Origin of the sequence: Streptomyces sp. NPDC004284, assembly GCF_042874035.1 — a bacterium.
In the GTDB taxonomy this organism is placed as follows: domain Bacteria; phylum Actinomycetota; class Actinomycetes; order Streptomycetales; family Streptomycetaceae; genus Streptomyces.
On sequence record NZ_JBIAMJ010000008.1, the window covers coordinates 307,697 to 333,537 of the forward strand.

At 70.6% G+C, this 25,841-nt stretch carries 17 protein-coding genes and 1 pseudogene; 9 read left to right on the forward strand and 9 right to left on the reverse strand.

The features are described from left to right. Positions 1-213: 213 nt before the first annotated feature. From ACFYUS_RS22900 to ACFYUS_RS22910, 3 genes are all read left to right on the forward strand, one after another. Positions 214-3,159, forward strand: coding sequence for a hypothetical protein (locus ACFYUS_RS22900; RefSeq protein WP_388854912.1), 2,946 nt, complete (start codon positions 214-216; stop codon positions 3,157-3,159). Between the two features lie 4 nt (positions 3,160-3,163). Then, the gene (locus ACFYUS_RS22905; protein ID WP_388854915.1) at positions 3,164-8,182 is read left to right on the forward strand and encodes a hypothetical protein; all 5,019 of its coding nucleotides are present in this window, start codon (positions 3,164-3,166) and stop codon (positions 8,180-8,182) included. Positions 8,183-8,715: 533 nt separating this feature from the next. Next, positions 8,716-10,371 (forward strand): peptidase M23, encoded by a 1,656-nt coding sequence (locus ACFYUS_RS22910; RefSeq protein WP_388854918.1) that lies wholly within the window; start codon positions 8,716-8,718, stop codon positions 10,369-10,371. Here ACFYUS_RS22910 and ACFYUS_RS22915 read toward each other — a convergent pair. The 5 genes from ACFYUS_RS22915 to ACFYUS_RS22935 all read right to left on the reverse strand — a co-directional run bounded on the left by ACFYUS_RS22915 (position 10,368) and on the right by ACFYUS_RS22935 (position 17,675). Further along, on the reverse strand, positions 10,368-11,828 hold the full coding sequence (locus ACFYUS_RS22915) for a serine/threonine-protein kinase (protein WP_388854921.1): 1,461 nt from the start codon (positions 11,826-11,828) through the stop codon (positions 10,368-10,370). The genes ACFYUS_RS22910 and ACFYUS_RS22915 overlap by 4 nt on opposite strands. Then, positions 11,825-12,634 (reverse strand): serine/threonine protein kinase, encoded by an 810-nt coding sequence (locus tag ACFYUS_RS22920; RefSeq protein ID WP_388854924.1) that lies wholly within the window; start codon positions 12,632-12,634, stop codon positions 11,825-11,827. Before ACFYUS_RS22920 ends, ACFYUS_RS22915 begins: the two co-directional genes overlap by 4 nt. 360 nt (positions 12,635-12,994) lie before the next feature. After that, positions 12,995-15,028 carry a family 43 glycosylhydrolase gene (locus ACFYUS_RS22925; RefSeq protein WP_388854927.1) on the reverse strand — a complete coding sequence of 678 codons (2,034 nt, stop codon included), beginning with the start codon at positions 15,026-15,028 and terminating at the stop codon, positions 12,995-12,997. 141 nt (positions 15,029-15,169) lie between these two features. Next, the gene (locus ACFYUS_RS22930) at positions 15,170-16,681 is read right to left on the reverse strand and encodes a peptidoglycan DD-metalloendopeptidase family protein (RefSeq protein ID WP_388854930.1); all 1,512 of its coding nucleotides are present in this window, start codon (positions 16,679-16,681) and stop codon (positions 15,170-15,172) included. A 4-nt stretch (positions 16,682-16,685) separates the two neighbouring features. Next, positions 16,686-17,675 (reverse strand): alpha/beta hydrolase-fold protein, encoded by a 990-nt coding sequence (locus tag ACFYUS_RS22935; protein WP_388855186.1) that lies wholly within the window; start codon positions 17,673-17,675, stop codon positions 16,686-16,688. A 397-nt stretch (positions 17,676-18,072) separates the two neighbouring features. On the opposite strand from ACFYUS_RS22935, the gene ACFYUS_RS22940 reads away from it, so the two are divergent. Further along, on the forward strand, positions 18,073-18,201 hold the full coding sequence (locus ACFYUS_RS22940; protein ID WP_388855188.1) for a transposase: 129 nt from the start codon (positions 18,073-18,075) through the stop codon (positions 18,199-18,201). 40 nt (positions 18,202-18,241) lie between these two features. Beyond that, positions 18,242-18,514, forward strand: coding sequence for a transposase (locus tag ACFYUS_RS22945; RefSeq protein ID WP_388854933.1), 273 nt, complete (start codon positions 18,242-18,244; stop codon positions 18,512-18,514). 42 nt (positions 18,515-18,556) lie between these two features. On the opposite strand, the gene ACFYUS_RS22950 is transcribed toward ACFYUS_RS22945, so the two are convergent. Further along, on the reverse strand, positions 18,557-18,835 hold the full coding sequence (locus ACFYUS_RS22950; protein WP_388854936.1) for a hypothetical protein: 279 nt from the start codon (positions 18,833-18,835) through the stop codon (positions 18,557-18,559). Between the two features lie 204 nt (positions 18,836-19,039). After that, positions 19,040-19,669 (reverse strand): class I SAM-dependent methyltransferase, encoded by a 630-nt coding sequence (locus ACFYUS_RS22955; protein ID WP_388854938.1) that lies wholly within the window; start codon positions 19,667-19,669, stop codon positions 19,040-19,042. A gap of 62 nt (positions 19,670-19,731) precedes the next feature. On the opposite strand from ACFYUS_RS22955, the pseudogene ACFYUS_RS22960 reads away from it, so the two are divergent. The 4 genes and pseudogenes from ACFYUS_RS22960 to ACFYUS_RS22975 form a co-directional block, all read left to right on the forward strand. Then, a pseudogene (locus ACFYUS_RS22960) lies at positions 19,732-20,491 on the forward strand (IS5 family transposase); the annotation flags it as partial. 763 nt (positions 20,492-21,254) lie between these two features. After that, positions 21,255-21,629 carry a transposase gene (locus tag ACFYUS_RS22965; protein WP_388854941.1) on the forward strand — a complete coding sequence of 125 codons (375 nt, stop codon included), beginning with the start codon at positions 21,255-21,257 and terminating at the stop codon, positions 21,627-21,629. Between the two features lie 280 nt (positions 21,630-21,909). After that, positions 21,910-22,032 carry a hypothetical protein gene (locus ACFYUS_RS22970; RefSeq protein WP_388854944.1) on the forward strand — a complete coding sequence of 41 codons (123 nt, stop codon included), beginning with the start codon at positions 21,910-21,912 and terminating at the stop codon, positions 22,030-22,032. A 166-nt stretch (positions 22,033-22,198) separates the two neighbouring features. After that, positions 22,199-22,936, forward strand: a complete 738-nt coding sequence (locus tag ACFYUS_RS22975; RefSeq protein WP_388854947.1) for a barstar family protein — start codon at positions 22,199-22,201, stop codon at positions 22,934-22,936. A 292-nt stretch (positions 22,937-23,228) separates the two neighbouring features. On the opposite strand, the gene ACFYUS_RS22980 is transcribed toward ACFYUS_RS22975, so the two are convergent. Beyond that, on the reverse strand, positions 23,229-23,774 hold the full coding sequence (locus ACFYUS_RS22980; protein ID WP_388854950.1) for a hypothetical protein: 546 nt from the start codon (positions 23,772-23,774) through the stop codon (positions 23,229-23,231). 794 nt (positions 23,775-24,568) lie between these two features. Continuing rightward, positions 24,569-25,783, reverse strand: a complete 1,215-nt coding sequence (locus ACFYUS_RS22985; RefSeq protein WP_388854953.1) for a methyltransferase — start codon at positions 25,781-25,783, stop codon at positions 24,569-24,571. Positions 25,784-25,841: the final 58 nt, after the last annotated feature.

A 25,841-nucleotide genomic window follows, 5' to 3' on the forward strand; every position in this document is an offset into this window, starting at 1 on the left:
AACACTCGCTCGTGCGTCGATCGCTGCGACGCTGCGGCACCGGGTCACCCGCGTCTCCTCGGCGTACGCGCCCTCCGTACGAGCTGGCGCGTTCATGCGCGGACCCCGCGCAACTGGGCGCCCTCCACCGATCGAGTGAACCTTCGATTACCTAAAGGAGCAATTAGGTAACTTAGAGTCACCAAGCTTGCCCCGGTTCGGCGGGAGACGAAGATGACAGACCTGTTCCGCTACATCGAGCACGACTTCGCAGTGCCGGCGCGGACCGACGCGATCGACGCCACGAACCAGTCCGCGTTCCAGGAGGCCTTGGAAGACGCCGCGGGCGGGGGAGGGGAGCAGGCCGTCGGTGGGGGACAGACGTCGCCGGGCGAGCAGGTGCGGCTTCTCGCCAGACAGTTCCTGGCCGACCACTTCACCTCCCCGACGGCCGACCCCACGAAACTGGGCAAGCCCTTGGGTGGACTTGAGGACGCGCTCGACAAGCTCGCGGTCGTCAACACCCAGACCGTCCGCCAGCTCGTGCAGACGACCTTCGGGGCGCCCGTCGCCCAGGTGGTCTCCGGAGCCGCCTTCAAGGGCGACCTGGAGCTGTTGCAGAACACGGTCGTGGCGGTGAAGCTCGTCACCGGGTACGGATCCGTGGACGCGGCGACGGTCGTCCGCCAGCTGCGGGCCGCCGCTTTCCTCGGCCACCTGGCAGCCCTCACTTCCACCGCCTCGGCAGCGGGCCCCGGCACACCCCCCTCCACGACACCGGACAAGCTGGACCGTGCGGAGGTGCGACGCCTGCTCGCGCGGCCCCTGCGGATCCCGCCCGGCCCGCTGGCCGTGGTGCCGCAGCCGTCGGGCGCGAGCCACGTCCGGCGGACGGCCGACGAGGGCCCGGCCGAGGAGCGCGCGCGGACCGAAACCCTGCGGCGGGAGCGGGACAGGCTCCAGGCCGCGTACGACAGGCTGCTCACCGCTCGCCCCGAGGAGCTGGAGCTCGTCACCTCCGAGACACCACCGGGGGACACCGCCGCGTACGAGGCGGAGTCCCCCGGCGACGAGTCGGCGGGTGCCTCGGGACCGTCGTCGCTGCGCCTGACCGAAGCGGCGTGGACGAGGTTCGACGAAGCCGAGCACGCCGCCCTGGCGGTGCTGCGGATCGAGGCCCACCGGACCTCCGTTCCTGAGGCGCTCGACCGGATCGGGCGTCGGCTCCTCGCGCTCAACGAGGAACTGCTGCCCCTCGAAAAACCCACGACCGCGAAGGTCTACCGCATCGGCGGGAAGCTCTTCGCCGAGACCGAGCCGGTGGTGCCGGCGGCCGACGACGCCCCCGCCCAGGTGCCCGACTTCAGCAAAGCGGTCACACGCCCGGTCGGAGTGGGCAATCTGCTCGTCGTACGCCAGGAGACGGTGGGGTACCGGGCGGGCGAGATCTCGCACATCGAGAACGTCCTGGAGCGCGAGCAGTTCCGCCGGTTCACCCGGCGTTCCGAGGAATCGGAGATCATCGAGACCGAGGAGACGGTGACCTCTCAGTCCGACGAACGCGACCAGCAGTCGACCGACCGCAACGAACTCGCCGCCGAGACCCAGCGGGAGGCGGGCCACCAGAGCACCCACGCCGGCGAGGGCATGACCTCCTCCGACTACGGCCGGCTCGTGGAGAACACCAAGACCAACTTCGCCCAGACCGTCGTCGCCAAGTCCGTCGAGCGGCGCACCTCGGAAGTGCGCCGCCAGCGGGTGAGCCGCGAGGGCCGCAGTTACGTCGAGCGGGTCGGACACATCCTCGACAACAGCCAGAACGGCTCGCAGAAGATCCGTGGGATCTACCAGTGGGTCGACAAGGTGTACAACCTGCGCGTCCTCAACTACGGCAAACGCCTGATGTACGACGTGGTCGTGCCCGAACCGGCCGCCGTGCTGACGCAGGCGCTCAAGGACGCCGCACAGCCCGAGCAGTTCCAGCTCGTCAAGCCGATCACGCCCGACCTCTACCCCGACCAGGTCAACGCTTTCAACTACATGTGGTACGCCACCCAGTACGGCGTCACCGGGTCGGTCTCCCCTCCGCCGGCCGTCTACGCCAGGACGGTGTCGCAGGCGCAGGTGATCGAGGGCAGCAAGACGGTGGCGGCCTACGGCGGCGAGTCCCACGTTGCCCACAAGGGCGTTTTCAAGCTCACCGTCCCCGAGGGGTACAAGGCCGTCAGCGGCTATGTGCACACCACCAACGCGGACTACATTCTCCCGGCGCCCGGGGCGACGCTCGAGGTCTTCGTCGGCGAGAACACCTACCGGCGGATCCAGGACGCGGGCAACCCGTTCCTCAACGCCTCGTTCCCCATGGCCGGTGAGACCGGCGACGTCCCGGTCAGCGTCGGCAGCTTCTCCAAGGTCACCTCCATGGCCTACGCCGTCGCCCTGGTCTGCCAGCGCACCGACGAGGCCTACGCCCAGTGGCAGCTCAAGACCCACGCCACCATCATCAGCGGCTACCAGCGCAAACTCGCCGAGTACGAGGAGAAGCTGGCCCGCTACGTCACCGCGGTCCGCGTGCAGCTCGCCGCCGCGGGCGGGCTCGCCCACGACCCCACGGTCACCCTCCAGGAGCTCAAGCGGGCCTTCGTCTTCCTGCTGCTCGGCGAGCACCCGACGACCTGGCTGCCCACGCCGACACCCGCACCCGCACCCCCGGGCGCGACACTCCCCGATCCCCTGTCCGTCCGCGAATGGGGCTCCGTCGTGGCGTTCTTCGAGCGCGCCTTCGAGTGGGAGAACCTGATGTACACCTGCTACCCCTACTACTGGGCCCGCCCCCTGCGATGGCAGGAGATGCTGCTCGCCCAGGACGCCGACCCCCAGTTCGAGGCGTTCCTCAAGGCTGGCGCAGCCCGGGTGGTCGTCCCCGTACGGCCCGGCTTCGAGGCGGCCCTGGCCCACTACCACGAGACGGGGGACGTGTGGATGGGCGAGGAGATCCCCGACATGTACGGCGACCACTACCTGTCGATCATCGAGGAGATCAAAGCGGCCAACCGCGCTCCCGGGCAGGAGGTGTGCGTGGAGCAGTGGGAGGTCGCCCTGCCCACGACCCTGGTGCTCCTCAAGGACGACGCCACGCTGCCCAGCTGGCCCGCCACGTCCTGCGGGCCGGAGTCCTGACGCCATGGCGGAGGACTTGCGCGAAGCGGTACGACGCCGGGCCCGCTGGTTCTACGAGACACAGCTGCGCCGCTTCAACTACGACGCCTTCCGGAAGCTGCGGCCCGACTCGACGGACCCGCGCCTCGACCTGATCTCGGAACAGCGGGCGGAGACGGGCAGGGTCTACCTCGACAGCGAACAACCCGTGTGGACCCAGGCAGAGGTGGAGCGCCACGACGCCTTCGACGCCTCGCTCGTCGGCCGCATGGGCGACTGGCTCGGGGCCCGCGAGCCCCGCCGCGTCGCGGAGCGGCTCGGCGCCCTGCGTACGGAGTACGAGGCGAGCGCGTACGGGTCGGTGACGGACCCGCCGTCCGCGCTCGGCCGGTTCCCACGCGAGCGCCCGGACGTGTACACCGATCAGAAACCGGAAGGCGAGGGGATCGCCTCCGCGATCGCCCGCGCCGAACTGGCCGCCGAGAAACCGTGGCTGATCCCGGAGCTCTACAACACCGCGGGCGAGAACTGCCAAGACGTACGGCAGTGGGTCACCTGCCTGGAGCGGTACGTCGACGGGTTCGAGACCGAACTCGCGCAGGCCGTGGGCGGGGTCCGGCCACCGTTCGACCCGGCCGCGCCCGCGGCGTACCGCGCCGCCCTCGCGGCCCTGCTGGCCGCCGGCACCGAGCGCCCGGCGGGCGAGGCGGTGAAGGTACGACTGCTCGACGTCGCCCAGGAGCCGTACGGCTACCGGTTCTCGGTCGCCGTCGGCGGCGGATCCATGACTCCGGTCACGGCATCCCCGTCGTCCCCACGCCTGGCGTACTGGTCGGGTGTGATCCACAAGCCGCTCGGCGAGTGCGTCGGCCTCAAGCCCAACTCGGACATGGGACTCTGCCAGCTGGTGCGGATCCTCTACCGGTACGGTCCGCTGCCGTCCCGTCTCGTCGCCGGAACGACGCCGCGCTGGCGCACCACCCGTACGCCTCCGGACGAGCGGTTCACCCGCTTCGTGGAGGCGCGCGCCGCGACAGCCGCCGCCACCGGCGATCCCGAACTCCCCACCCGGCTCCACAGCGCCGCGGCCCGGCTGCGCCACATCCTGGAGACGACCGCCGCCGACCCGCGCGGTCAGGATCCGAGCTGGTCGCCGCTGGCCGGCGAGATCCTCAAACAGGGCCTGCTGTCCTACAAGTTCTGGATGGACGAGAAGCCCCGGGCCAAGGACAACGACCGGCTCAACAAGGTCAAGACAGCCCTGGGATACGGGGACGAGGCCGACCGGGAGATGGAGTTCTGGTCGGAGAACCACTACATCATGTTCGCCTCCTCGGAGTACCTCCTGGGCCAGCTCTGGGAGGACGACACCTTCCAGCCGTGCGCACTCTTCGCCGACCCGGGCGACCGGACCGGCACGAAGACCGGGACCCGGCGCCGCGAGCGCGGACGGGCCCGGGTCCTGAAGTGGCTCGACAACCGCCTGATGTTCGGCTGGATGGAGTACAACTCGTCCGGGTACTACCGCGAGCACCTCTGGGCACTGCTCAACCTCGTCGACTTCGCCCTCGACGAGGAGGTGCGCACCAAGGCCACGATGGCGGTCGACCTGATGCTCTTCGACGTGGCCCGGTTCCTGCATCGCGGTGCCATGGGCGCGGCCGGCGGGCGCAGCCAGTTCAAGTCCAAGAGCCACGGCTTCGACAACGGCCTCGGCGACGTCGTGGAGATCCTCTACGGCGCCAAGGGCGTCTTCAACGAGGGCAACGCCCAGATCGGCGCGAGCTTCGCCTCTTCGACGTACCCCGTGCCCCAGGTGCTCCTGGAGATCGGGACGAACCCGCCCCCGTACGCCTTCACCGACCGGTCCCGGGTCTCGGTCACCTTCGACGAGGCCGCGAAGTACGGCATCACCTGGTCCCAGAAGTCCGAGGTGAAGGACTCGCTGCTCCGCGGTTACGCCGGCAGGCGCGCCCGCCACTTCCCGCATATCGCGGAGGTGAACCGTGAGATCGCCCGTACCCATGAGGGATACGGACAGGTCGAGGACGACACGGTCTTCTTCTGGGGCATGTCGGCGTTCTTCGACAAACAGGTCGTGCGGAACTCCCTGCGGGTGGTGCACCGCTTCGGCCTGGAGAAGGCGGAGGCGTTCGGCCCGATCCGGTGGCTGGTCGAGACGATCCTGCCCCTCGTCCGGGCGCCGGTCAGCGGCCTCCTCGACCTGCCGGGACTCGTGACGGCCCCCTTCACAGGCGGCGGTTCCGACGAGCTGGACGAGCAGTCCGCCGACGACCTGTCCCTGGTTCTCGAAGGGTCGAGCCGGACCCGCACCAACATCGTCACCTACCGCTCGCCCGGGGCGATGCTCTCCACCGCGCAGAACTTCCGCTACGGCCAGCTCAACTTCCAGAGCAGCGTCCAACAGGCCACGCTCAACGGCGCGGTCAACGTGTTCGTCACCGCGGGGTTCGGGGGACTCGACATCTCCGACCTCGCCGCCTTCGGCGCGGGGGCCTTGGTCGGCGGCCTGCTGCTCGGACCGGTCGGCGCCGTCGGCGGCGGGGTCGCGGCGGTCGTCGCCAACAACGAGTTCGTCGAGGGCATGAACCCCCTCAGTCCGAAGGGCGACGACGGCCCCGACTGGTGGACCGGTTACTGGGCGCTGCCCCGCGTCGTCCAGTACGGTGGCGCGGCGATCATGGCGTCGGAGTTCCACGACATCCAGGACTTCCTCGCCGAGACGGGCTCGCACGCCTGGTTCCCCAAAGCCGGGTTCGACCAGGTGGTGGAGCGGCGGACGTCCGCGTACGACGACGGGAACTTCCCGCTGCTCGACATCGGGCACATCGGCCCCAAGGGGTTCTGGCTGTTCGGGAAGGTGGTCCACCCCGTTTCCGAGGGTTCGTCCGCCGAGCCCGAGGAGGGATACGTCGGGGTCTTCTCCAACAAGCGCCCCGAATGGCTGACGAAAGAGTCGGACCCCTACGAGGGGCGCCTGAAGAAGAAGGGCGAGGACGGAATCTGGAAGGATCCGCCGGACCTGTTCGCCGACAAGGACTGGTACGTCAACGGCAAGAACCTCTGGATCGTGCAGGTCGGCTCGAAGAGCGAGTTCGGGAGCTTCGAGGCGTTCATGGACCGGGTCTCGTCCGCCCGGGTGCACGTGGACGACGTCGGGGACCTCGAGTGCACCTACGACGTGCCACGGCCCGGCGGCGGATCGGACCGATTGCGCCTGGCCAACGGCGACGGAGGGGAGTTCGAGCTCAACGGCAGGGAGCTGGCGACCGACCTGTTCCCGCGGTTCGAGACGCCGTTCGTACGGGGCGGCCGCGTGGAATGGGGACAGCGGGCCTACTGCCTGGAGTGGAACGGCCGCTCACTGCTCCACGACTTCGGGGACTTCCGGCACCCCGTCCGGGTGGAGCAGCCCCCGACCGGGTCACGAGAAGCCGGGACGATCATCGCGCTCGTGATCCAGTTGCACACCGGTGACGAGGCCATGGAGGCGTTCACCGTGGCGACCGCGACGGTGGAGGTGGGCTGCGAACGGCTGACGACCGGGCAGGTGATCGCGGCCGGACCGGTGGGGGAGGACACCACCCACGACGTGGAGTGGATCTTCCTGGACCGTCCGGTGCGTCGCTCGCCCGACATGACGCTCTCGCTGGCCCATCCCGCGTCCGGCGGCGACCCGTTCGACCCGGGGCTGCTCGGACTCCGGCTGCCGGAACCCCCTGACCCCTCCGACCCGATCGAACTGCTGGACCTCGAACCGTCCCATTCGCTGGGACCGTTGGCGCTGCTCGACGCGCTGGGCGACCCCGAGTGGAAGGCCTCGTACTCGCTCAAGGCGCTCATGGGCGACTGGCGTCTCCGGGAGTGTTCTGTGCCGTTCGGCCGCGTGGACGTGGAGGGCGACCGGCGTGAGACAGGACCGAGACCGTTCGCCGTGCGCATGTCGGCGTGGGCCGAGTGGGCGGCGGTGCCGGGGGCGGTGCGGGCGCGGCGATGGAGGCTGGCCCGGCAACCGGAGGCCGGCTCGGTGTGGCTGGACCACCACGACCTCTTCCTCGTCGACGAAGAGAGGCAGTTGTGGCACAAACGGGCGAAGTGCGGCATGAGCGTCGGGGTGTGGAACAGGGTGGAACCCATGGGGGACGTGCCGGACTGGTCGCGGGTCTCGTCGTGGGCGGCCGTGACGAGCGCTGGTGGACAGGCGACCGTCTGGGCAGTGAGCGCGGGACGGCTGCTGGTGCGGGTCAGCGACGCCGAGGGCCACTGGGGCGAGGGATGGTCCGACGTCCGCCCGATGACGCTTGACGGGCTGACGGTGGAAGCGGTGCCGCTGGGGGCCGGCAGCGCGCTGAGCGCCGTCCCGGGCGGCGATCTGCTCTCCGTCACCGCTGACCTCTGCCTGACGGGTGCGGACGGCGAGGTGTTCGTCCGCAGGGGCTGGGCTCCTGGCGACGACGGGCTGTGGCAACAGGTGAGGACCACCGGCTTCGACCTGGCCCCGGGATCGCGGGTGGAGATGACCGGCGGGATTCTCGTCGCCCGCTCGGTACTGGGCACACTGTGGCTCTGGGACCTCGACGCCTTGGCCCTGTCCGGCGGCACATGGGAGGAGTTGGAGAGACCGGGGTACCCCGTGACGCGCTGCGCCGTGGCACACGACGGGGGCGAGACGCTGCTTGCCGCCTCCGGACCGGAGGGACGAATCAGCCTCGGTCGTCGGCGCGCAGGTGACCCCGTGCGCTGGCTGACCACACGGGCCGAGGACGGCTGGCAGCCGCTGCCCGGCGGCGAGGTGACCTGGGCGGTGCCGGACCCCGGAACCGCCTGGGCCTTCACGACCGGAACCGATGGCACGGCGCGCGCGGCTTCGGTCGCGGACGGCATCTGGCGCCCGATCGGGGAGGGGCCCGTACCTGAGGGAGGAACGGGCGGCCGGGTGGCCGCGACCTGCCGGATCCCCGGCCAGATCGAGGTCGTCACCGACACGGAGGAGGGGCTGCTGCGGTGGACCTGGTGGTCCTGAAACGTGGTGCAGAAGGTCGTGTCCGGGCCTGCCAGCTCCGAAACTGGCCCTGACCTGCCCGGACGCGATCTCATGCAACACGCTTGGTTGCATTGCTCCTCGTCGGCCGGTGCGAGCGTGGAGGGATCGTTGCCGGCGCCACGCAGAACCGCTCCCTCCGCTGCGGGGCGGCGGGCCGGGCGGCACTGTTGCGGCTGGGGCGGTGGTCGGACCAGCCCCTGCTGTCCTCGTGTTGTCAGCACCCTCCGCCCCTGAGGTCAGTCCATGGGCAACTGGGTGGCCCAGGCCGCGAACGCGGCCCGGGTCACCGATCCGGCGATGCCGTCGATGGCTCCGGTGTGTCCGTGTACGGCCCGGCGCGGTCGCCTGGCCTGCCCCGGCAGGGCGCACCAGGACGCCCGGCACGTCCTGAGCGGGGTCGGCGGTGCTCGACGGTGATGTCACTCCGGATCGTTCCGGATGCCGTTCCCGGTTCTCTCGCCATTACCTTGCCGACGGGCTCTCCCCCTCACTCCGTGACAGAAAGGCCCGTGATGGCAAGAGACTTCTTACGCCGCGTGCTCACCCGACTGGTCGTCGCCGCCGGAGCCGGGGCGCTTGCCGTCGGGATGGCGGCCCCGGCGGCCACCGCTCGGCCGGTGCCGGAACCGGCCAAGGACCGGCACGGCGTTTCCAGGTACTTCAGTGGCCCGGAGGGGTTCGCGATCCCGACGGAGCCCTGTGACCCGGCTGGACCGTCGGCCACCGACGGTGTCCTGGCCGACCAGCTCAATCCGCAGTTGAACGCGAAGATGGCCGGCTATCTGGACGCCTACAAGATGTCCTGCGCGCGCATGGTGACGCAGGCGGTGAAGGACCGCGGGCTCAACGAGAAGGCCGCGGCCATCGCCATCGCCACGATCATCGTGGAAAGCAGCATGAACAACTACTCCCAGGCAGTCGACTACACCAGCATCGGACTGTTCCAGCAGCAGGACTGGTGGGGCACCAAGGAGCAGCGTCTCGACCCGGTCTACGCCACCAACGCCTTCCTCGACGCGATGGAGAGCCAGTATCCGGGCGGCTCCTGGAACGACGAGGCGATCGGCGAGGTCTGCTGGCACGTCCAGCGGCCGCGGGAGGACCTGCGCTACCTGTACGGGGTCGAGGCGGGCGACGCCGTGACCATCGCCAACGCGCTGTGGTCCGGCATGAGCGCAGGACCCAGGCACCCGTACGGCTCGGGCCGGGTGGTGTCCGGGCGGTCCGCCGACGGACGTCTCGAAGCCTTCGCCGCGGGCGCCGACGGCGTCTGGCACGCCTGGCAGACCGCGGTGAACGGCGCCTGGTCGCAGTGGCGGTTCGAGGGAGGCCCGCGCAACGCGCAGCTGGCGGTCGCGTCCAACGCGGACGGCCGCCTCGAACTGTTCGCGCTCTCGGCGAGCACGTTCGACCACATGTGGCAGACCGGGCCGAGCGCGGGGTGGTCCGCCTGGGCGAACTTCGGCGGCGGCGGATACCGGCTGGCGGCGGGCAGCAACGCCGACGGCCGTATCGAGGTGTTCGCCTCCAACGCCAACGGCGTGTTCCACCGCTGGCAGACCGCTCCCAGCGGCGGCTGGGCGAACTGGGAGGGCACCGGCGGCGGCCCGGCCGACTCGCGGCTCGCCGTCGAGAACGCGCCCGACGGGCGCCTCGAGGTGTTCGCGCTCTCGGACGCGACGTTCGGGCACCTGTACCAGACCGCGGTCAACGGCGGCTGGTCCGCCTGGGAGGACTTCGGCGGCGGCGGGCACGACGTCGCCGTCAGCCACAACCAGGACGGCCGTCTGGAAGTGTTCGCCTCCAACGCGAGCGGTGTCTTCCACCGCTGGCAGACGAACCCGACCTCCTGGTCGGCGTGGACGGGCACCGGCGGGATCTCGAACGCCGAGCTGACCACCTCGCGTTCGGTCGACGGCCGGGTCGAGGTCTTCGCGATCAACTCCGCCACCGCGAGCCACACCTGGCAGACCGGCCCGAACGCCGCGTACTCCGCCTGGGAGACCTTCGGCGGCGGAGGCACCGAGATCGGCGCGGGCAACAACGCGGACGGCCGCATCGAGGTGTTCGGCACCAGCCACGCCGGTGTCTACCACCGGTGGCAGACCGGCTTCACCACCTGGGCGGAATGGGGCTGGCTGAACGATTCCGGGCCGGCGATCGACTAGGGCCCGCTCGGTCCCGGGGCCGGACCTCCGTGCTGCGGAGGTCCGGCCGATGGCCGGGGGCACCCCGGCAGCGCCGGACGGTCCTTCGTGCGTACGGCGGGGAGCCAGGCCGTCGGGTACGCGGAGCCGTGCGGCAGCCGGACGCGGAACCAGAGGGTGGACTGCAGGTCCTCCTCGTCGATGACGGGCTGTCCGTCGGGCAGCAGGCAGTCGGCGGTGAGGACGTCGCCGTGCCACACCCGGGTCGGTACGACGTTGCCCGCGGCGTACGGCCGCAGGGGGTCGATCGCCAGGCCCAGACTGCACTGCGGGTCCCTGTCCGTCCGGTCCTGACAGCCCCGCTCCGCGTTGAAGATCCTGACCGCGTCGGGACGACGACCGGACGCGTCCTCCCGTACGGCGTCCGACCACAGGGTCGCCCCGGCGGTCCCGCAGAGCACGGCGGCCAGGACCGCCGCACGGATCCGGCTCCGCCGCCGCGGTCCCGTGTCGTGCTTCTCCGCGGTGGCGTGCGTGAGCCCGCGGGCCTGGATGCGGGCGAGCAGGCTCTCGGCCGTGTGCGGGGCGCGCGCCACGTGCGTCGGGGCCAGGCAGTCGGCGGCGAGGGCCCGCCAGAACGGCGGCACCGCGGGGTCCATGCGCAGCGGCGCGCGCCCCTCGCCGTACTCCTGCACGGCGGCGCCCCGCGCCACGGGTGTGGCGCCGGGGAACGGTGAGGCGCCCGATGCGAACACCTCGTGGACGACGACCCCCAGTGCCCAGATGTCGGCACTCGGCCGGACCTGCACGCCGAGCTCCCCGAGGGGCGCCCGCCAGCGCTCCGGCGGGAGGTAGTCCAGGGTGCCCATGGGCGGCACGTACCCGTGCGTCCCGGTCAGCTCCGTGGCGAGGCCGAAGTCCGAGAGCTTGACCGAACCGTCCCGGCCGAGCAGGACGTTCTCCGGCTTGAGGTCGGCGTGCACCCAGCCCGAGCGGTGCAGATGGGCCAGGCCCTCGCAGATCCCCGCGATCAGCCGGCCGCGATCGGCCTCGGACACCCCCGCGTCGAGGAGCTCGCGCAGACTGCCGGCGGCCCGCTCCATGACCAGCACGATCGCCCCGTCCAGGGCGGGCAGTTCCGGGGCGGCGAGGACGAAGGACTCCCGCAGGCCGATCAGCCGGGGATGCCCGGCCCTGCGCCCGAGTTCGACCTCGCGCCGGGCGGACTCCACGATCCTGCGCGCCTGCCGCGGTGCGAGCCCTGCGGTGGGCATGATCTTGAGCGCGACCTCGGTGGGCTCCGGCGCCCGGCCGTCGCCGTCGTGGCGACGCCCGGCGGGCCGTGCCGCGTACACCGTGGACCAGCCCCCGGACCCGATCAGCTCGGTGACCACCCAGTCGCCCACCCGGTGGCCGGGCGGGAGCAGCTCCGTACGGTCGAGTCCCGTCGTGTCGTGCGGGCCGTGCGACACCGTCATCGCGGCCTCTGCCGCTCCCGCCCGCCGCCCCCCGCCAGGGACGGCAGCAGCGCGAGATGCTCCTCCCGCACCAGGCCGAACCGCAGCGCGAGCCCGACGATCTCCTCCCGCTTGCCGTTGCGGCGGTCGCCCTTGCCCGGCTCCTGGGCGTCGAGGACTCCGATGCGCAGCTTCTCCTCGGAGAGGTAGTCGATGTGCGAGCTGATCGCCCGCGCGGTCAGCGTGCCGCCGGTGACGTGCCCCCTGAGCCGCTCGACGATCTGCGGAGTGGTGGGGACCGCCACGCGGGACTGGTCGCGCAGCCGGGGCTCGCAGAGCGCGACGAGCACGAGGAAGTACGTGGCCGACTCGTCCAGGGAGTACGCGGTGACCGTACGGCTGCCCCAGGGCGCGCCCATCGCGTCCGGGTCCAGATAGACGTGGTCGGGCGCGAACACCTGGAAGGAGACCGCGAGTTCGCCGCGGGTGGGCAGCACCACACGGGAGAACTCGAACGGGACGGGTGCCCCCACGCGCCGCGGCGAGACCCTCAGGTACTCGCCCGCTCCCTCGGGGTTCTCCACCAGGTAGCTGTGGGTGGTGCTGTGGTTCGTCAGCTGCCAGTGGTCGTCGGTCGCGCGGATCTCCCCGGCGAGCCGGGAGATCGCCGCGTCGGCGAGGCGGAGCTCGACCGGGGTCGTCGCGGATCCCCGCCCGAAGCGGGCGACCTGGCCGGGGCCGAGCCGCAACGTGACCGCGTCCCCGCCTGGTTCGCCGCCGTCGGCGCCACCGCTTCCCCGCGGCAGATGAACGACTACGCCGCTCACCGCTCCCCCTCTTCGTCCCGTCAGCGGTTGTCGGACGAGCGGAACGATACTCACCAGTCAGTAGAGTTCACCGGCGTGCTTCGGCCACTTCGGCCGGGACCGACCGTGCAGGCCACCGGCGCCTCCCGATGGGTCTGCCAGCCCTCGTGGTGGTCGCAGCATCCCAGCTCAAACGTGCGAGGGACTGCGAGATCGAAGGAACCGCGGATCAGAGGACGGTGGACGCCGTGAGCAAGGTGGGGTAGGTCACGGCGCCCGAAGGGGAGTAAGGGGCGATCCGGGGGGTTCGTGAGTCGGCCGAACGTCCGCTCGTCTCCCCGTACTTGGCGCGATCCATACGGAGCGCAGCGCGGCCCGCACTCAGAGTGCGGGACTGCCCGACACCAGAGGTGCCACCGGGCGGTCGCCGAAGGCCGTCCACGACCGCCACCCGCCGCTCGGCCGGTCCTGGACGCGGGTCCGTATCCGGCCCTCGGAGGTGACGGCGAAGACGTGGATCCGCCCGGTGGCGTCGACGGCGACCGAGGGCGTGGCCGCGAGCAGGGTCCCGGGCTCGCCGAACTCCCCGCCCGCGTCCCAGCTCCCGCCCGGCGTCACCTGCCAGCGGTGGTCGAGCCGGGCACCGCCGGGGGACAGGGAGAACGCCTCCAGACGGCCGTCGGCGTTGAGGGCGAGCGCCGGGGCGGCGGCGCTCCAGCCGAACAGCGGCTGCCAGTCGTCCCAGCCGCCGCTCGGCACGGTCTGCCGCCGGAAGAACGTCCCCGCGCCGGACGGTCCGATCGCGGCCACGGTGAGCCGGCCGCTGCCGTCCCGGGCCACCCGCGGCGCCGTACCGGCCGCGGTGCCGAAGGGGTACCAGGCGCCGGTCCAGGCACCGCCGGGGGACTCCTGCCACCGGTGGCGGATCCCGGAGCCGCCGACCGCGAGGACGAACACCTCCAACCGGCCGTCGGCGTTGGCCGCCGCCGCCGGTGGGGCGCCCGCGGCCCCGCCGAAGCCCGGCTCCCACGCGTCCCAGGCCGTCGAACCGGGTGAGCGCTGCCGCCGCCGCGCGAAGGAGGCGGCGCCCGGGCTCGACGCGAAGACCTCCAGGTGGCCGGCGGCGTCGCGGGTGACGGCCGGAGCCGCGCCCGCCGGGCCGCCGAACTCCTCCCAGTCGTCCCAGCCGCCGTCCGGCCGCTGCGTCCGGTGGTGCAGGTTGACCCCGCCCGGGGCGAGCGAGAACACCTCAAGGCGGCCGTCGCTGTTGCGTCCCAGGGTGGGAACCGCTCCGGCGGGCCCTCCGAAGGCCTCCCACTCCGACCAGGTGTCGGTGTTCGCGTCGAGCTGGACGCGCCGCAGCATCGAGCGGTCGGCGGCGTCGAGCGCGAACACCGTGAGCCGGCCGGCCACGTCGAGTCCCGCCACCGGGTTGTCCGGGCTCTGCCAGGGCGGGGGAGCGTCCCGCCACTCCAGGGGCGCGACGTACAGGCCCTGCCCGAACCAGCCCGCCGCGCTCGCGAACCACGTGTCCCCGTCGGCGACCACCTCCACCGCGTGACCGGGCACATGGCCGGCGGGGCCGGTGAGGTCGAAGCGGAAGGGGTCGCGCGAGGCCAGCACGTCGGTGCCCGTGTAGCCGTTGCGCGGCCCGATGAACAGGTAGTACCAGCCGTCCCGTTCGACGACGTACGGAGATTCGGTGACCGAGACGGTCGAGTCCGTGCTCGCGTCGGTGAACGCGACGTCCGGCTCGCTCCAGCGCACCAGATCGGCGGACCGCCGGCAGGCCACGACGTGGTGGCCGCCCGGGCCCGAGAGCTCGGTGTAGTACATGACCCACTCGCCGCCGACCCGCAGGACCATCGGGTCGCGGGCGGCCAGTCCCCGGAAGAGCGGCCCGGACGGCTCGCGGGTCCAGGTGAACAGGTCGGTGGAGGTCGCGAGGTTGATGGCGGCCCCGCCCGCACCGCCCGCCGCGTAGAACATCCAGAACCGGCCGCCCGCCTCGACGACGTGCGGCGCCCACAGGTGCTCCTCGCCGAAGTACGACGGGGCGACGGTGAGCGCGTCGGGGTGAGGGGTCCACGGGCCCTGGAGGGTCGGTGCGGAGGCGTGGGCGAAGGAGGTCTCCGCCGAGCTGTCCGGCACTTCGCCGCGCGGCGCGCTGTTCCCCACGATGCTGAACAGATGCCAGCGGCCCTGGGCCTGGATCAGCGTGTGGTCGTTGAGATAGCGCGGCCCGGCGGGGGTGGAGGGATCGTAGGCATGGGCGAAGGGGCCCGCGCCGATCCACCGGGCGGGCGGGACGGCCCCGGCCGTCGCGGCCACGGCGCGGGCGGCGGTGCCCGGCACCGAGAGCGCGCCGAGTCCGGCGGCGCCGCGCAGCAGGTTCCGTCTGCTGATCGGAAGCATGAAGGTCTCCAGGGGAACCGCGCGGCCGGCCGCGCCGTGAGGGCTCGGCCGGCCGCGGGGCGGACGGGTGGCGGCGGTCGGGGGATCAGACCTCGGGGACCGGCCGGTGGGGATCAGACCTCGGGGGCCGGCCGGTGGGGATCAGCTGAGGCCGGGTCCCGCGGTGCTGTTCACCCAACCCCACGGTGACCAGGCCGAGAAGCCGGTCTGCCAGATGTGGAACGTGCCGGTGGGGTTGGTGCCGAAGACCTCGATCCGGCCGTCGGCGTTGGAGGTCGCGGTGACCTCGGTACCGCCCCCGCCGAAGGCCTCCCAGGAGTGGTACGGCGCGTTCACCCCGGTCTGCCAGGCGTGCATGGCCGTGTCGCCGTTCATGGCGAAGACCTCGACGCGGCCGTCGGCCGTGCGCTCACTGCTGAGCTGGGAGTCCGCGGGGCCGCCGGTGCCTTCCCATCCCGACCAACTGCTGGTACCCGTCTGGTACTTGTGGAACACCCCGACCGGGCCCGAGGCGAAGACCTCGATCCGGCCGTCGGCATTGTGGTCGACCGTGAGGTCGTGACCGCCGCCGCCGAAGTCACCCCACGCGGACCAGCCGCCGTTCGGGTCCGTCTGGTACTGGTGCTGGAACGTGCTGCCGTTGAGCGCGAAGACCTCGAGGCGCCCGTCGGGCGACTTCTCCATCTCGATACGGCTGTCGGCGGGCCCGCCGCCGGTCGGTTCCCACGCCGACCAGCCGCCGTTCGGCGTCAGCTGGTACCGGTGGAACACGCCGACCGGGCCGGAGGCGAAGACCTCGATGCGGCCGTCGGCGTTCACGCCGGCCGCGATGTCGCGACCGCCGCCGCCGAAGTCCTCCCAGCCGGACCAGACGCCGGACGGAGCGAGCTGGTAGCGGTGCCGGAAGACCGTCCCGTCGATGGCGAACATCTCCAGGCGGCCGTCCTCGTTCGGAGCGATCGCCAGCTGGGCGTTCACGGGCCCGCCCAGCCGCTCCCACTCCGACCAGTCGCGGTTCGCCTCCCGCTGCCAGGCGTGGTGGACGCCGTCCGCGCCGGCGGCGAACACCTCAAGTCGCCCGTCGGCCGACCGCGCCGACACCACCCGCCCCGACTCCGCGGGGTACACGAGCGGCTTGGGGCGCGGACCACTGCCCGGGATGCACGGCAGCACCACGCCGCCCTCCGCGAGGTAGACCTCGGGGTCGATGCCGTACGAGTACGACAGGTCCCCCCAGATCCGCAGGTGGAGGTGGGGGCCGTCCGCGTTGCCCTCGGCACCCATGAGGGCGATCCGCTGGCCGGCGACGACGTGCTCGCCGACCTCGACGTCCCGCTGGTACATGTGCCCGTACTCGGAGGTCCTGCCGTCCGGGTGCTGGATCCGGATCCACTGGCCGTAGTCACCGGTGTAGCCGGAGATGGTCACCACGCCGTCGCCCACCGCGTAGATCGGCGTACCGACGTCGTTGGCGATGTCGACGCCGTTGTGGCCCGGGTGGAACGGCTGGCTCACGAAGCCGGCGGCCGGGCACGCCGTGGCGGAGCCGGCGGTCCCGGCCGCGGCCGGGGTCGTGGCGACCAGCGCCGGCAGCAGGGCGGCCGCCGCCGCGAGGAGCCACCGCAGCGCGCGCAGGGAAGGTCGGGAACGCATCGGATCACGCCTTGCGGAGCCGGTCGATGACGCCGTCGATGTCGCGCTGCATCATGTCGTGGCGGATGAAGTGGCCGCCGGGCAGCTCGTACCACTCGTGCGGGATCCCCGCGTTGCCGAGGAGCGAGCGGAACTCCCGCTGCCCGGCCAGGACCTGGGTCTCGTTGGCCGTGTCGAACCAGTTGATCGGGTCGGGGCTGGTGCCGGCGACGAGGAACACCCGCTTGTTGCGGTAGCTCTCGATCCGCTGCACCGGGTTGTCCGCGCTGACCCGGGCCTCGTCCCAGAACGGCACGCCGTAGATCGTGCCGCCGTTCAGGTCGAGCGCCGCGGAGCTCGCGTTGGCCCAGTGACCCACCAGGCCGTTGTCCCGGCGCAGGCTGGCCGGACCGGAATGGGCGCTCACCGAGGCGAAGTGGCCGTAGTACTTGGCGGCGTACTTCAGCGCACCGAAGCCGCCCATCGAGAAACCGGACACGGCACGGCCGTCGTACTCGGCGAACGTACGGAAGTTCGCGTCGATCCACGGGATCAGCTGGGAGATGTGGAACTGCTCCCAGTTCCTCGGGCCGACATTGGAGCTCACCGGGTTCGAGTACCAGCCGGCGTGCCCACCGTCGGGCATGACGACGATGATCGGCCGGCCCGCGGTCCAGTCGCGGACGCCCTCGCGGTCGAAGGTGATGAAGTCCTGGTCCGTGCCGCCGCCGTGGAAGAGGTAGAGCACCGGGTACGTGCGTCCGCTCCAGTGGTAGTCGTCCGGCAGGAGCACGTTGACCCCGGGGTTCCATCCGATCGCACTGGTCTGGAAGCGGTAGTACCACATGCGCGAGTCGGCCTCGTTGCGGTCCACGATCCGCAGCCCGAAGCCGTCCCCGACGGCAGCGGCAGGCGCCGCCGAGGCCAGGACGCCGCCACCGCCCACGGCGATCGCGGCAGAAAGGCCTCCGGCTGCCTTCAGGATGTTCCGACGGGTGGGGTTCTTCGCGCTCAACATGACCTCCGGGTCGAAGCGGGACGACGCTCGGGAACGTAACAGCGGGGCCACCCCGAGGGACCCCGGAAGATTGCGGACTGACAGGCGACCACGCGTGGGCTACGGCCAAGTGCGGACAGCCTGGCGGGATGCTCACCGAAGCCACTGCAACCCGCTGCGTGACGCCGCTGCGCGAAGGCGGCTCACTCCCGGGCGTCGTCGAGGCCGACGACCTCGGCACGTACGTCACGAACTCGTCTCCTGGAACTCCTGACAGAAGCCGTTGACCGTATGACCGTCGGCTTGGCTGCTCGTCGGTCCGTTCGCGGAGAAGGGGAACTCCCGGCCGTGGACCGTCTTGAGCGAACTGTGGCCCCTCATCGAGCCGTTACTCCCGGTCCCGGTCCCGGTCCCGGTGCCGAAACCGGTGGCGGGACGGACGCAGGTGCCCGACCGGCAGGTTCTGTGCGGGATCCCGTTCGTTCTCCACACCGGCATCCAGTGGGAGTACCTGCCCAGGCGCTCGGCTCCGGATCCGGCATGACGTGCCGGCGGGGCCTTGCCGCGTGGAACGAGGCCGACGTGTGGGATCGTCTCCATCTGATCGTCGACGGCCAGGACATCCCGCTCGCGGTGTCGCTGACCGGCGGGAACCGCAACGACATCACCCAACTGATGCCCTTGCCCGCGGAGATCCCCTCCGCTGGGTCGTCGAACGCACCGCCGCCCGGCTCCATGGCTTCCGCCGCCTACGCGTCCGATGGGAACGACGCGACGACATCCACGAAGCCTTCCTCGGCCTCGCCATCTGCCGCATCACCCACCGCCACGTCCAACGGCTTTGTCAGGACCTCTAGGCCGCGTAACGGGTGCCCAGGTTCCGCTGCGGTGGTCCCGCGTCAGAGGGGCTGATGACTGAACCACGCATGGCTTTCCGGCTGGTTGGAGCGGACGATTGCCGGGATGGCCGGCGCGAGCCGGACCAGTCCCAGAATGAGCACCACCTCGAAGAACGCCAGGGCGAATCCGATGATCCCGGACTGAGTCTCGCCTGGCGTGGTGCAGCACGGGGTCGAGGCGTCGCCATCGCCCCAGATGGCGGTGGCGATGGCCACGCCGTCGGTCGGCAGAGCAAGTCCGAGGACGGCCTGCATACCGCCCAGGATCATCATCAACACGCGAAGGCTCTTCACCGGCGTGTCATCTGTGCCCTGAGGGGATCGGCCCTGAGATGAAACCCTCTGGCCCACTGGGCCTCCGGACCCAGCTGCCCCTGGGCTACCGCCAGGGCCTGTCCGACGATTCGCGTCGGATCAGCGAGCACCTGCCCAGTCGGCAGTCCGGAGGCGCGCCGACATCTGGCGGGTATTGCCGTGCAGGACCTACGAACGGCGGGCCAGCAGGTGGGCGTCGAGGAAGCCCCGTTCGGAGGCTGGATCGTGGAGCAGCCGGGCGAAGGGAACGAGCCCGGCATCGGCCAGCAGTTCGGCGAGGCGGTCCGCCGGCCAGCTGTAGGCAGGCGCCACTTTGTGGTCGAACCGGACCGGCTCCGGTCCGTCGGTCCCGAAGAAGGAGACCAGGAGCAGACCGCCCGGCGCCAGGACGCGTACCTGCTCGGCGAGCAGCTTCGGCAGTTCCCCCGGAGGGGTGTGGATCATCGAGTAGTGGGCCAGTACGCCGCCGAGCACGCCGTCCTCGATCGGCAGGGACTCCATCCGCGCCTCCTGGAAGCGCAGCGCCGGATGGGCCCGCCGGGCGTGGTCGACCATGCCGGGGGAGAGGTCGAGTCCAAAGGCGTCCAGACCCAGTTCGTGCAGCATGGCTGTCAGATGTCCGGGCCCGCACCCGACGTCCGCTGCCCGCGGATTGCCCGTCGCGCGCACCAGTTCGGCGAAGGTGCCGATCATGGCCCGGGCGAACGGCCTTGTCTCCAGCCGGTCTGCGAACAGCGATGCGTACAGCTCGACGACTCCGTCGTAGGCCGCCTTGGTCTCGTCCTGATGATTCGCCACAGGCGGGACTCTATAGCCGGCCTGATAATTGATCTTGTAGCAGGTCGAGGTGAGGGGGCGGATTGAGCCCCCTGTTGCCGCGGGTGGATGGGCGTGGGCGTCCGTGGCGTGATCGCCGGCAGGTGGTCAATGGGTCGCTGTGGCGGCTGTGGACCGGGGCTCCGCGGCGCGATCTGCCCGAGCGGTACGGCTCCTGGCCGACCGTCTACGAGCGGTTCGCCCGCCGGGAGGCGGACGGGACCCGGGCGAAGCTGCTGGAGCACGTCCAGGTCCACGACGACGCGGTGGGCCGGGTGAAGTGAGCCGTCTCCGTCGACTCCACGATCAAGCGGGCTCATCAACACGCTGCCGACGCACACAAAAGGGGGGCCGCAGGCAGGGCCGAAATGGAGGATACGGGCCACTCGCAGGCGCGCCAGGCCCTCGGTCGCTCCCGCGGCGGACTGACCGCCAAGGTCCACCCCGCCGTCGACGGCCGGGGTCTGCCCTTGTCGATCGTGCTCACGCCCGGCAACGCCAACGACGCCACCGCGTCCGCCCAGGTCCTCGACAAGATCCGCATCCCACGCATCGCCACGGGCCGCCCGCGCGCGACGCCGACGCGGGTGGTGGGCGACAAGGCGTATTCCAGCTGGGCTGTCCGCAACATGTCGCGGCGCCGGGCATTGCTGCCACGATTCCCGAACGCCGCGACCGCAACGTGGTCGAACGATGCTTCACCCGGCTCAAGTAGTTCCGTGTGATCGCCACCAGGTTCGACAGCTCGCCAACCGTTACCGCACCGGAGTCGTCCTGGCCTCGCTGATCCTTTGGCTTCGTGAATCAACCAGGTGATCATTTGCCAGACAGGCCCTACGCGCGACCGCTGCCACGGCCGTTGTCCGCCCGGCTCTTCTTCATCGCTCAAGCCCCTGCCGGCAGTCCTCCCCTGAACGGCCTCGCGTCTGCGCGCCATGCTCCCGGAACTCGGCGGCATATCGAGGCCGGTCGATCCATTGCTGCTCTCCGCAGCCGCCGGTACCCGCTATTGCTTCTCGCCTGCACAGCCACCTGATTTTGTTGGTGAGTTACGGGCTCTGGCACAGATCTTGGGGAGTCGTAGCGGAGCGTCACCTCGATGTTCGATTGTGAGGGGCGGGCTCGGGTGAGACGGCGTACGGCTTGTCGCTGCACAGCCGAAAATGATGCTCCCTCAGGTGTATTCCGTTCGCTGCTCTGGTCGGTTGTGGACGGTGATGGTGCTGGTCATGCAGACCGATGCGCCGTTCTGGGGCTCGCTGGTGTTCGCTGTGATCGGCGATGTGGAGGTCGAGGCGGTTATGGCCGCGTTCGGCACGGTCGAGGTGGTGGTGGGAGGCCGCACGACCGCGGCGGCGTGTCCGGATTGCGGTCTGTTTCTCGGACCGGGTCCACGATCGTTACCAGCGCAGGCTGAAGGGTCTTCCGCTCGCTGTGCAGGGCTTTGTGATCTGGCTGACGGTCCGGCGCTTCATCTGCGGGTCGGCGGACTGCCCGTGCCGGAGGTTCGCCGGGCTGGCTGCCAGTTCGGTTTCCGCGCGGGATGGATGGCCTTGTACGGAGGGCCGTGTCGCTGCCTGATCCGCAGTTCGGTACTCGGTGGGCGCTGGGCGTGGAGATCACCTGCCGGGACCGGGCCGGTGCCTACGCGGAAGACGCCCGGCGCGGCGCTCCCGATGCTGGGCAGGTCGCCGACCGATTCCACCTGTGGCAGGGCCTCGGCCGGGCCGTGGAGACCTGCGTCGCCGCCCACCGTGACTGCCTGCGCAACCCGACGCCCAGCAGCATGTTGCCGGAGGCTACTCGGCGGGCCGAGCGCAAGAAGGCCGCACACGCCCTGGTCCACGAGATGCTCGCCCAAGGCCACTCACGCCGGGTGATTGTCCGGCACCTGGGCTGGGGCCTCAACGCCGTCATCCGGTACGCGAACGCAACACAATGACAGGGCACCATCAGCGACAACCGGCCCCGCCCCAGCAGACTGGACCCCTGCAAGCCCTACCTGGAGCGCCGATTCGCCGGGGAGGCACCAGCGTCACCTCCACGGTGAGCCGGTCGCCGAGCAGGCTCCGGTCACCTACGGCATGGCCGAGCGCACATCGCCACCTCGCGCGGGGCTCCGCCTGCCGCACCACCGCGGCCGCCGACGGTGCGGCAGGCGACCGGCTGGCTCACCCGTCACCCCACCGCCCTGAGCGAGGACGACCACGCCGGTATGAAGGATGTCCTGCCACTGGAGCTCCGGCAGCATCGAGGGCGCCGTCAACCGCATCAAGAAGATCAAAAGGCGGCTCTACGGACGACCTGGCTTCCATCTGCTGCGGAAGATGATCCTGCTGCAGTAGCCCCGCAACACAAGGACGGCGCCGAAGCTCAACCCTCCCGCTGTCCGTTCGCATGGGCGATGGCCATCGGCAGCCTCCTGATCTGGGCGGACGGTGCTCGTTGAGCACGATCTTCCCTCTTTTAATCGCTCGGGCTCCGAGTAAATGCCGTGCAAGGATCTCACCCATGATGACCAAGCCCACTCTGACGGAACACCGCTCCCCATGGGTCGTGTTCACCTCCCCGGCCGACCCATGGCTGGCGTCGGAAACGGCCGCGCTCGTGCAGCGAAACGGTCTGGTCCTGAGGCTGGACGGCCGGGAAATGCGGGATCCGGCGGCCGTCTTCCGTACCTTCGCCCGGGAGCTGTCGTTCCTTGGCTACTTCGGCCACAATTGGGACGCGCTCGTGGACTGCCTTCACGACTGGCACGGTCCCGGCCACGGGAACCAGGACCTCGCGATTCTGATCGAGCACGCGGACGACCTGCTGAAGTCGGATTTTCTTGGGCTGTTCGTATCGGTTCTCGCCCAGGCGGCCTGGAACTCCAACCTGCGCCTGGACGGCGACGGCGAGCTCGATGAGTGGCGGCAGCGTATAGCCCAGCACTTCGTCTTCCTCCTGGACCACACTGCACCCGTTGCCTTCACGGAGAAGGCGGCTCGCGGCGTGGATGTGGCGGTGGCGCTCTCGGACGGCCGCCTGCTCGCCACCCTGACCGACGTCGACTGGCCAGGAGGAGACCCTGCGTCCGCCCCCTGGACGGCCGGCCCGCTCTCTTTCGCAGACAAAGAGATCCTGAGCGGCATGACCATCAAGGCCATCAAGCTGTTCCGAGACCACCTCGGCTGCTCGATCCACGAGGCCCTGGACATCCTCCAGTCCCGCTCTGAGCACCTGCGCCGCGAACATTCGAACGGCTGAATGGCGGGCTGCGCCAGCCAAGCAACTGGATTCGCTGGGCAGACGCATCGACTGGACGAGATAGGACACCCTCATCCTCGAACGCCGCGATGACTTCCCGCGACCGCTCCCCAAGGTCTGTGCCAGAAAGGACTTTTGAGAGCGCCGGGGTGCTTACTTCGGGACCATGGTTGTGCCCTGTATGACGAGGGGGCCCGGGTGCTGCCGAAGCCCAGGGGCGATCTGCATCACGGCGATCCGCCGTGATGCAGGACTGGCATGCCGTTGCGGGCGCTCATCCGGAAGTACGGCATCAGCTACGAGACCGTGCAGAAGTCTCTGGTGTCGGCGTTGCCGGAGCCGCAGAAGAAGATGAAGCCGGCGGGGCCTCTCCCTCGTCCCTTACCCAGAGCGAGCCGTCGTCCACCACGAGCTCGTGGTAGCCGAGGCGTTCCCCGAGTTCGTGATACCGGAGATAGCGGGATTCCGTGATCGGGACTCTGTAGGCCTTCAGGGCCCTCAGGAAGAAACGGAAGCCGAGGTCGGGGTCGACCTCGTCGACGAGACGCCGCAGAGCAGGCACGACACCGCGGACGAGGCCGTACCGGTCACTCTCGGTCGCGGCGGCCAAGGGGGCGGCCATGACCTCGATCTCCGCCAGAACGTCGGTCCGCAGCGCCGGACCGGCGTCCGGCCCGCCGTCGCCGTGAAGTGCGCTCAGCTCCGCCACGTCGTACCGCTCCGTGACCACCCCCACGATCTCGCGCAGCCACGCCCTTCTGTCGAGCCCCGGAGTCTCTTCCAGGTACGGTCGCCTCACCGCGGCACTCCACAGAATGTTGATGACCTCGATGGCCAACGATGACGCGAGGAGCCGTTCGGCATCGGAGAGCAGGGTGGAAGCGTAGGCCCCCTCCCCTCACTCGACGGCTTCCCCGACCACCTCACGCGGATCCAAACCGCTCGCGGGAGGCGAGGACAGCCACTTGGCAAGCCCGCTGAGACCGAAATCCACCCAGATATCACCGCGTGGCATCACTGTGAACTCCTACTCCGGCGATGCCGTCACCGAGTCGGGGGCATGGGCCCGAGATCTGTCGTTCTCCAGGGGTTGGGGCCACGACGCCTCGGCATCCCTCCAGGTCACCTGGCCCCCTTCGAGGGCAGCCGACCTCCGGACCACAGTCTGGCCAGCCAGAACCGCAGCCACTTCGTCAAGATCGATAACTCTGCCCATGAGGTGATCATCCCGCATGGACAGGCCCGATGGCCCAGGAATCCGGCACCGAGACCGCGATACAAGGGAGCCCAGATCACCGAGGGGTACTGAACCTCATCCATTCTGCGTGGACGGGTGAAATGGGCTGGTCAGCGGATGTATGAGCAGGAGCAGCAGTTCGACCGCGACCACGCCCGATCACACGACCCCGGCGAACGGGCTTTCGCCCGATTCAAGCCCTGGCTTCTCATGCGCAGAGCCCGCTGTTCGCCCCGACATGTCAGCGCCGTACTCCGAGCCATCCGTACCTCGCTGACCTGCGACTATTCAGGTCGGCAGGGTGAGGCTGTCGGCTCGGGGACGAAGAGGGGCCTGTCGGTGGGCATGGGCAGCTCCTGTCTGGCTGCGGCTGGTGTGATGGATGAGGAGTGCCTTCACAGCCTCGGCGGGGGGAGTACAGCGAGCGGCGGCAGTGACCAGCTCAGCGCCTTCGGTCCCGTATCGGAGGTGACGTGCTGGATCCCGGTGTCGTCGGAGAGGTCGAGTCGGTACGTGTCCGGGCGGTCGGCGCGTACCCAGCGGGCGTACAGGTCCTCGAGTTCGGTCCACACGTCGCGCGGCCCATGGACGTGGACGGTGCCGTCGCCCGGGCCGGCCACGGCCCAGGAGTCGTCCTCGGGGGCGACGATCGTCATCGTCTCCGCCTGGAAGTCCCGTACGAGGCCCGGAGCGAGGTAGGCGGCGGCGAGCCAGAAGCCGTAGGCGTCGTCCGGTGGCGGGGTGAGCCGGGTAGGCCGCGCCGTGCCCGGGGACGCCTTGATCCGTGCCCGGTGGTCCAGGGCGGTCAGCCACCGGTATCCCAGCATCGGCCGGTACCCGCGCGGCCGGCCCCGCAGGACGGCTTCGATCCGGCCGGTGTCGGTGCGGGTGACGAGGAGCTGTCCGGGCCAGCTCGGCGTACGGGTCGCGAGCGTGGTCAGCAGCCGTCCCCCGGGTGCGAGCTGCTCCACCCAAGCCGGCGGGACGCACGGCACTCCGATGCCGGAGTGGATCCGGTCGTACGGGGCCCGGTTCTCGTGCCCTTCGAGCGCGTCCCCTTCGATCACTGTTGCGCCGACGTCGAGGTGGTCGAGGTTCCGCTGTGCGAAGGCCGCCATGTGTTCGTCCCGCTCCACGCCGGTGGCGCGTCCGGGGCCGGTGATGGTGGCGGCGAGGGCGAGGGAGACTCCCGGCCCGGGCCCGAGCTCCAGATAGCTGTGGGCCGGTTCGAGGCCGAGGGCTTGGAGGGCTTCGACGGTGGCGGGGGTGTAGGTGGACATGGAGGTCATGTGGCCGCCGGTCAACGGACCGCGGGTGAGCGCGTCGAGAGGTTCGCCGTCGCGCTGGAACAGGACCGACTCGTCGCTGTGGATCAGGTCGAGCCACTCTTCACGGTCGTCGGGGTGGGTGCCGTCGAGGAGGCGCCAGTCGATCGGATCGGTGCCCGGGCCGCTGACCCGGAGGTAGGCGTGGGGGAGGAGCGTCTCGCGGCGCACGTGGAGCAGGGCGTCGCGCAGCAGGGGGTCGGTCAGGGTTCCCGTGGAGGTGAGGCGGTCGACCATGGCGGCACGACGACTGCTCGTCGCGTCGGGTTGGAGATCAAGAGGCATGAGGATCGTCCTTCGTGGGGGACGGGGCGGTTGCCGGCGTGGAGGTCGTGGGCGTGAT

Coding starts and splice junctions, on each gene's coding strand:
- ACFYUS_RS22900 (WP_388854912.1), top strand. CDS start 214: ATGACAGACCTGTTCCGCTACATCGAGCACGACTTCGCAGTGCCGGCG.
- ACFYUS_RS22905 (WP_388854915.1), top strand. CDS start 3,164: ATGGCGGAGGACTTGCGCGAAGCGGTACGACGCCGGGCCCGCTGGTTC.
- ACFYUS_RS22910 (WP_388854918.1), top strand. CDS start 8,716: ATGGCAAGAGACTTCTTACGCCGCGTGCTCACCCGACTGGTCGTCGCC.
- ACFYUS_RS22915 (WP_388854921.1), bottom strand. CDS start 11,828: ATGACGGTGTCGCACGGCCCGCACGACACGACGGGACTCGACCGTACG.
- ACFYUS_RS22925 (WP_388854927.1), bottom strand. CDS start 15,028: ATGCTTCCGATCAGCAGACGGAACCTGCTGCGCGGCGCCGCCGGACTC.
- ACFYUS_RS22930 (WP_388854930.1), bottom strand. CDS start 16,681: ATGCGTTCCCGACCTTCCCTGCGCGCGCTGCGGTGGCTCCTCGCGGCG.
- ACFYUS_RS22970 (WP_388854944.1), top strand. CDS start 21,910: ATGTCCTGCCACTGGAGCTCCGGCAGCATCGAGGGCGCCGTCAACCGC.
- ACFYUS_RS22975 (WP_388854947.1), top strand. CDS start 22,199: ATGATGACCAAGCCCACTCTGACGGAACACCGCTCCCCATGGGTCGTG.
- ACFYUS_RS22985 (WP_388854953.1), bottom strand. CDS start 25,783: ATGCCTCTTGATCTCCAACCCGACGCGACGAGCAGTCGTCGTGCCGCC.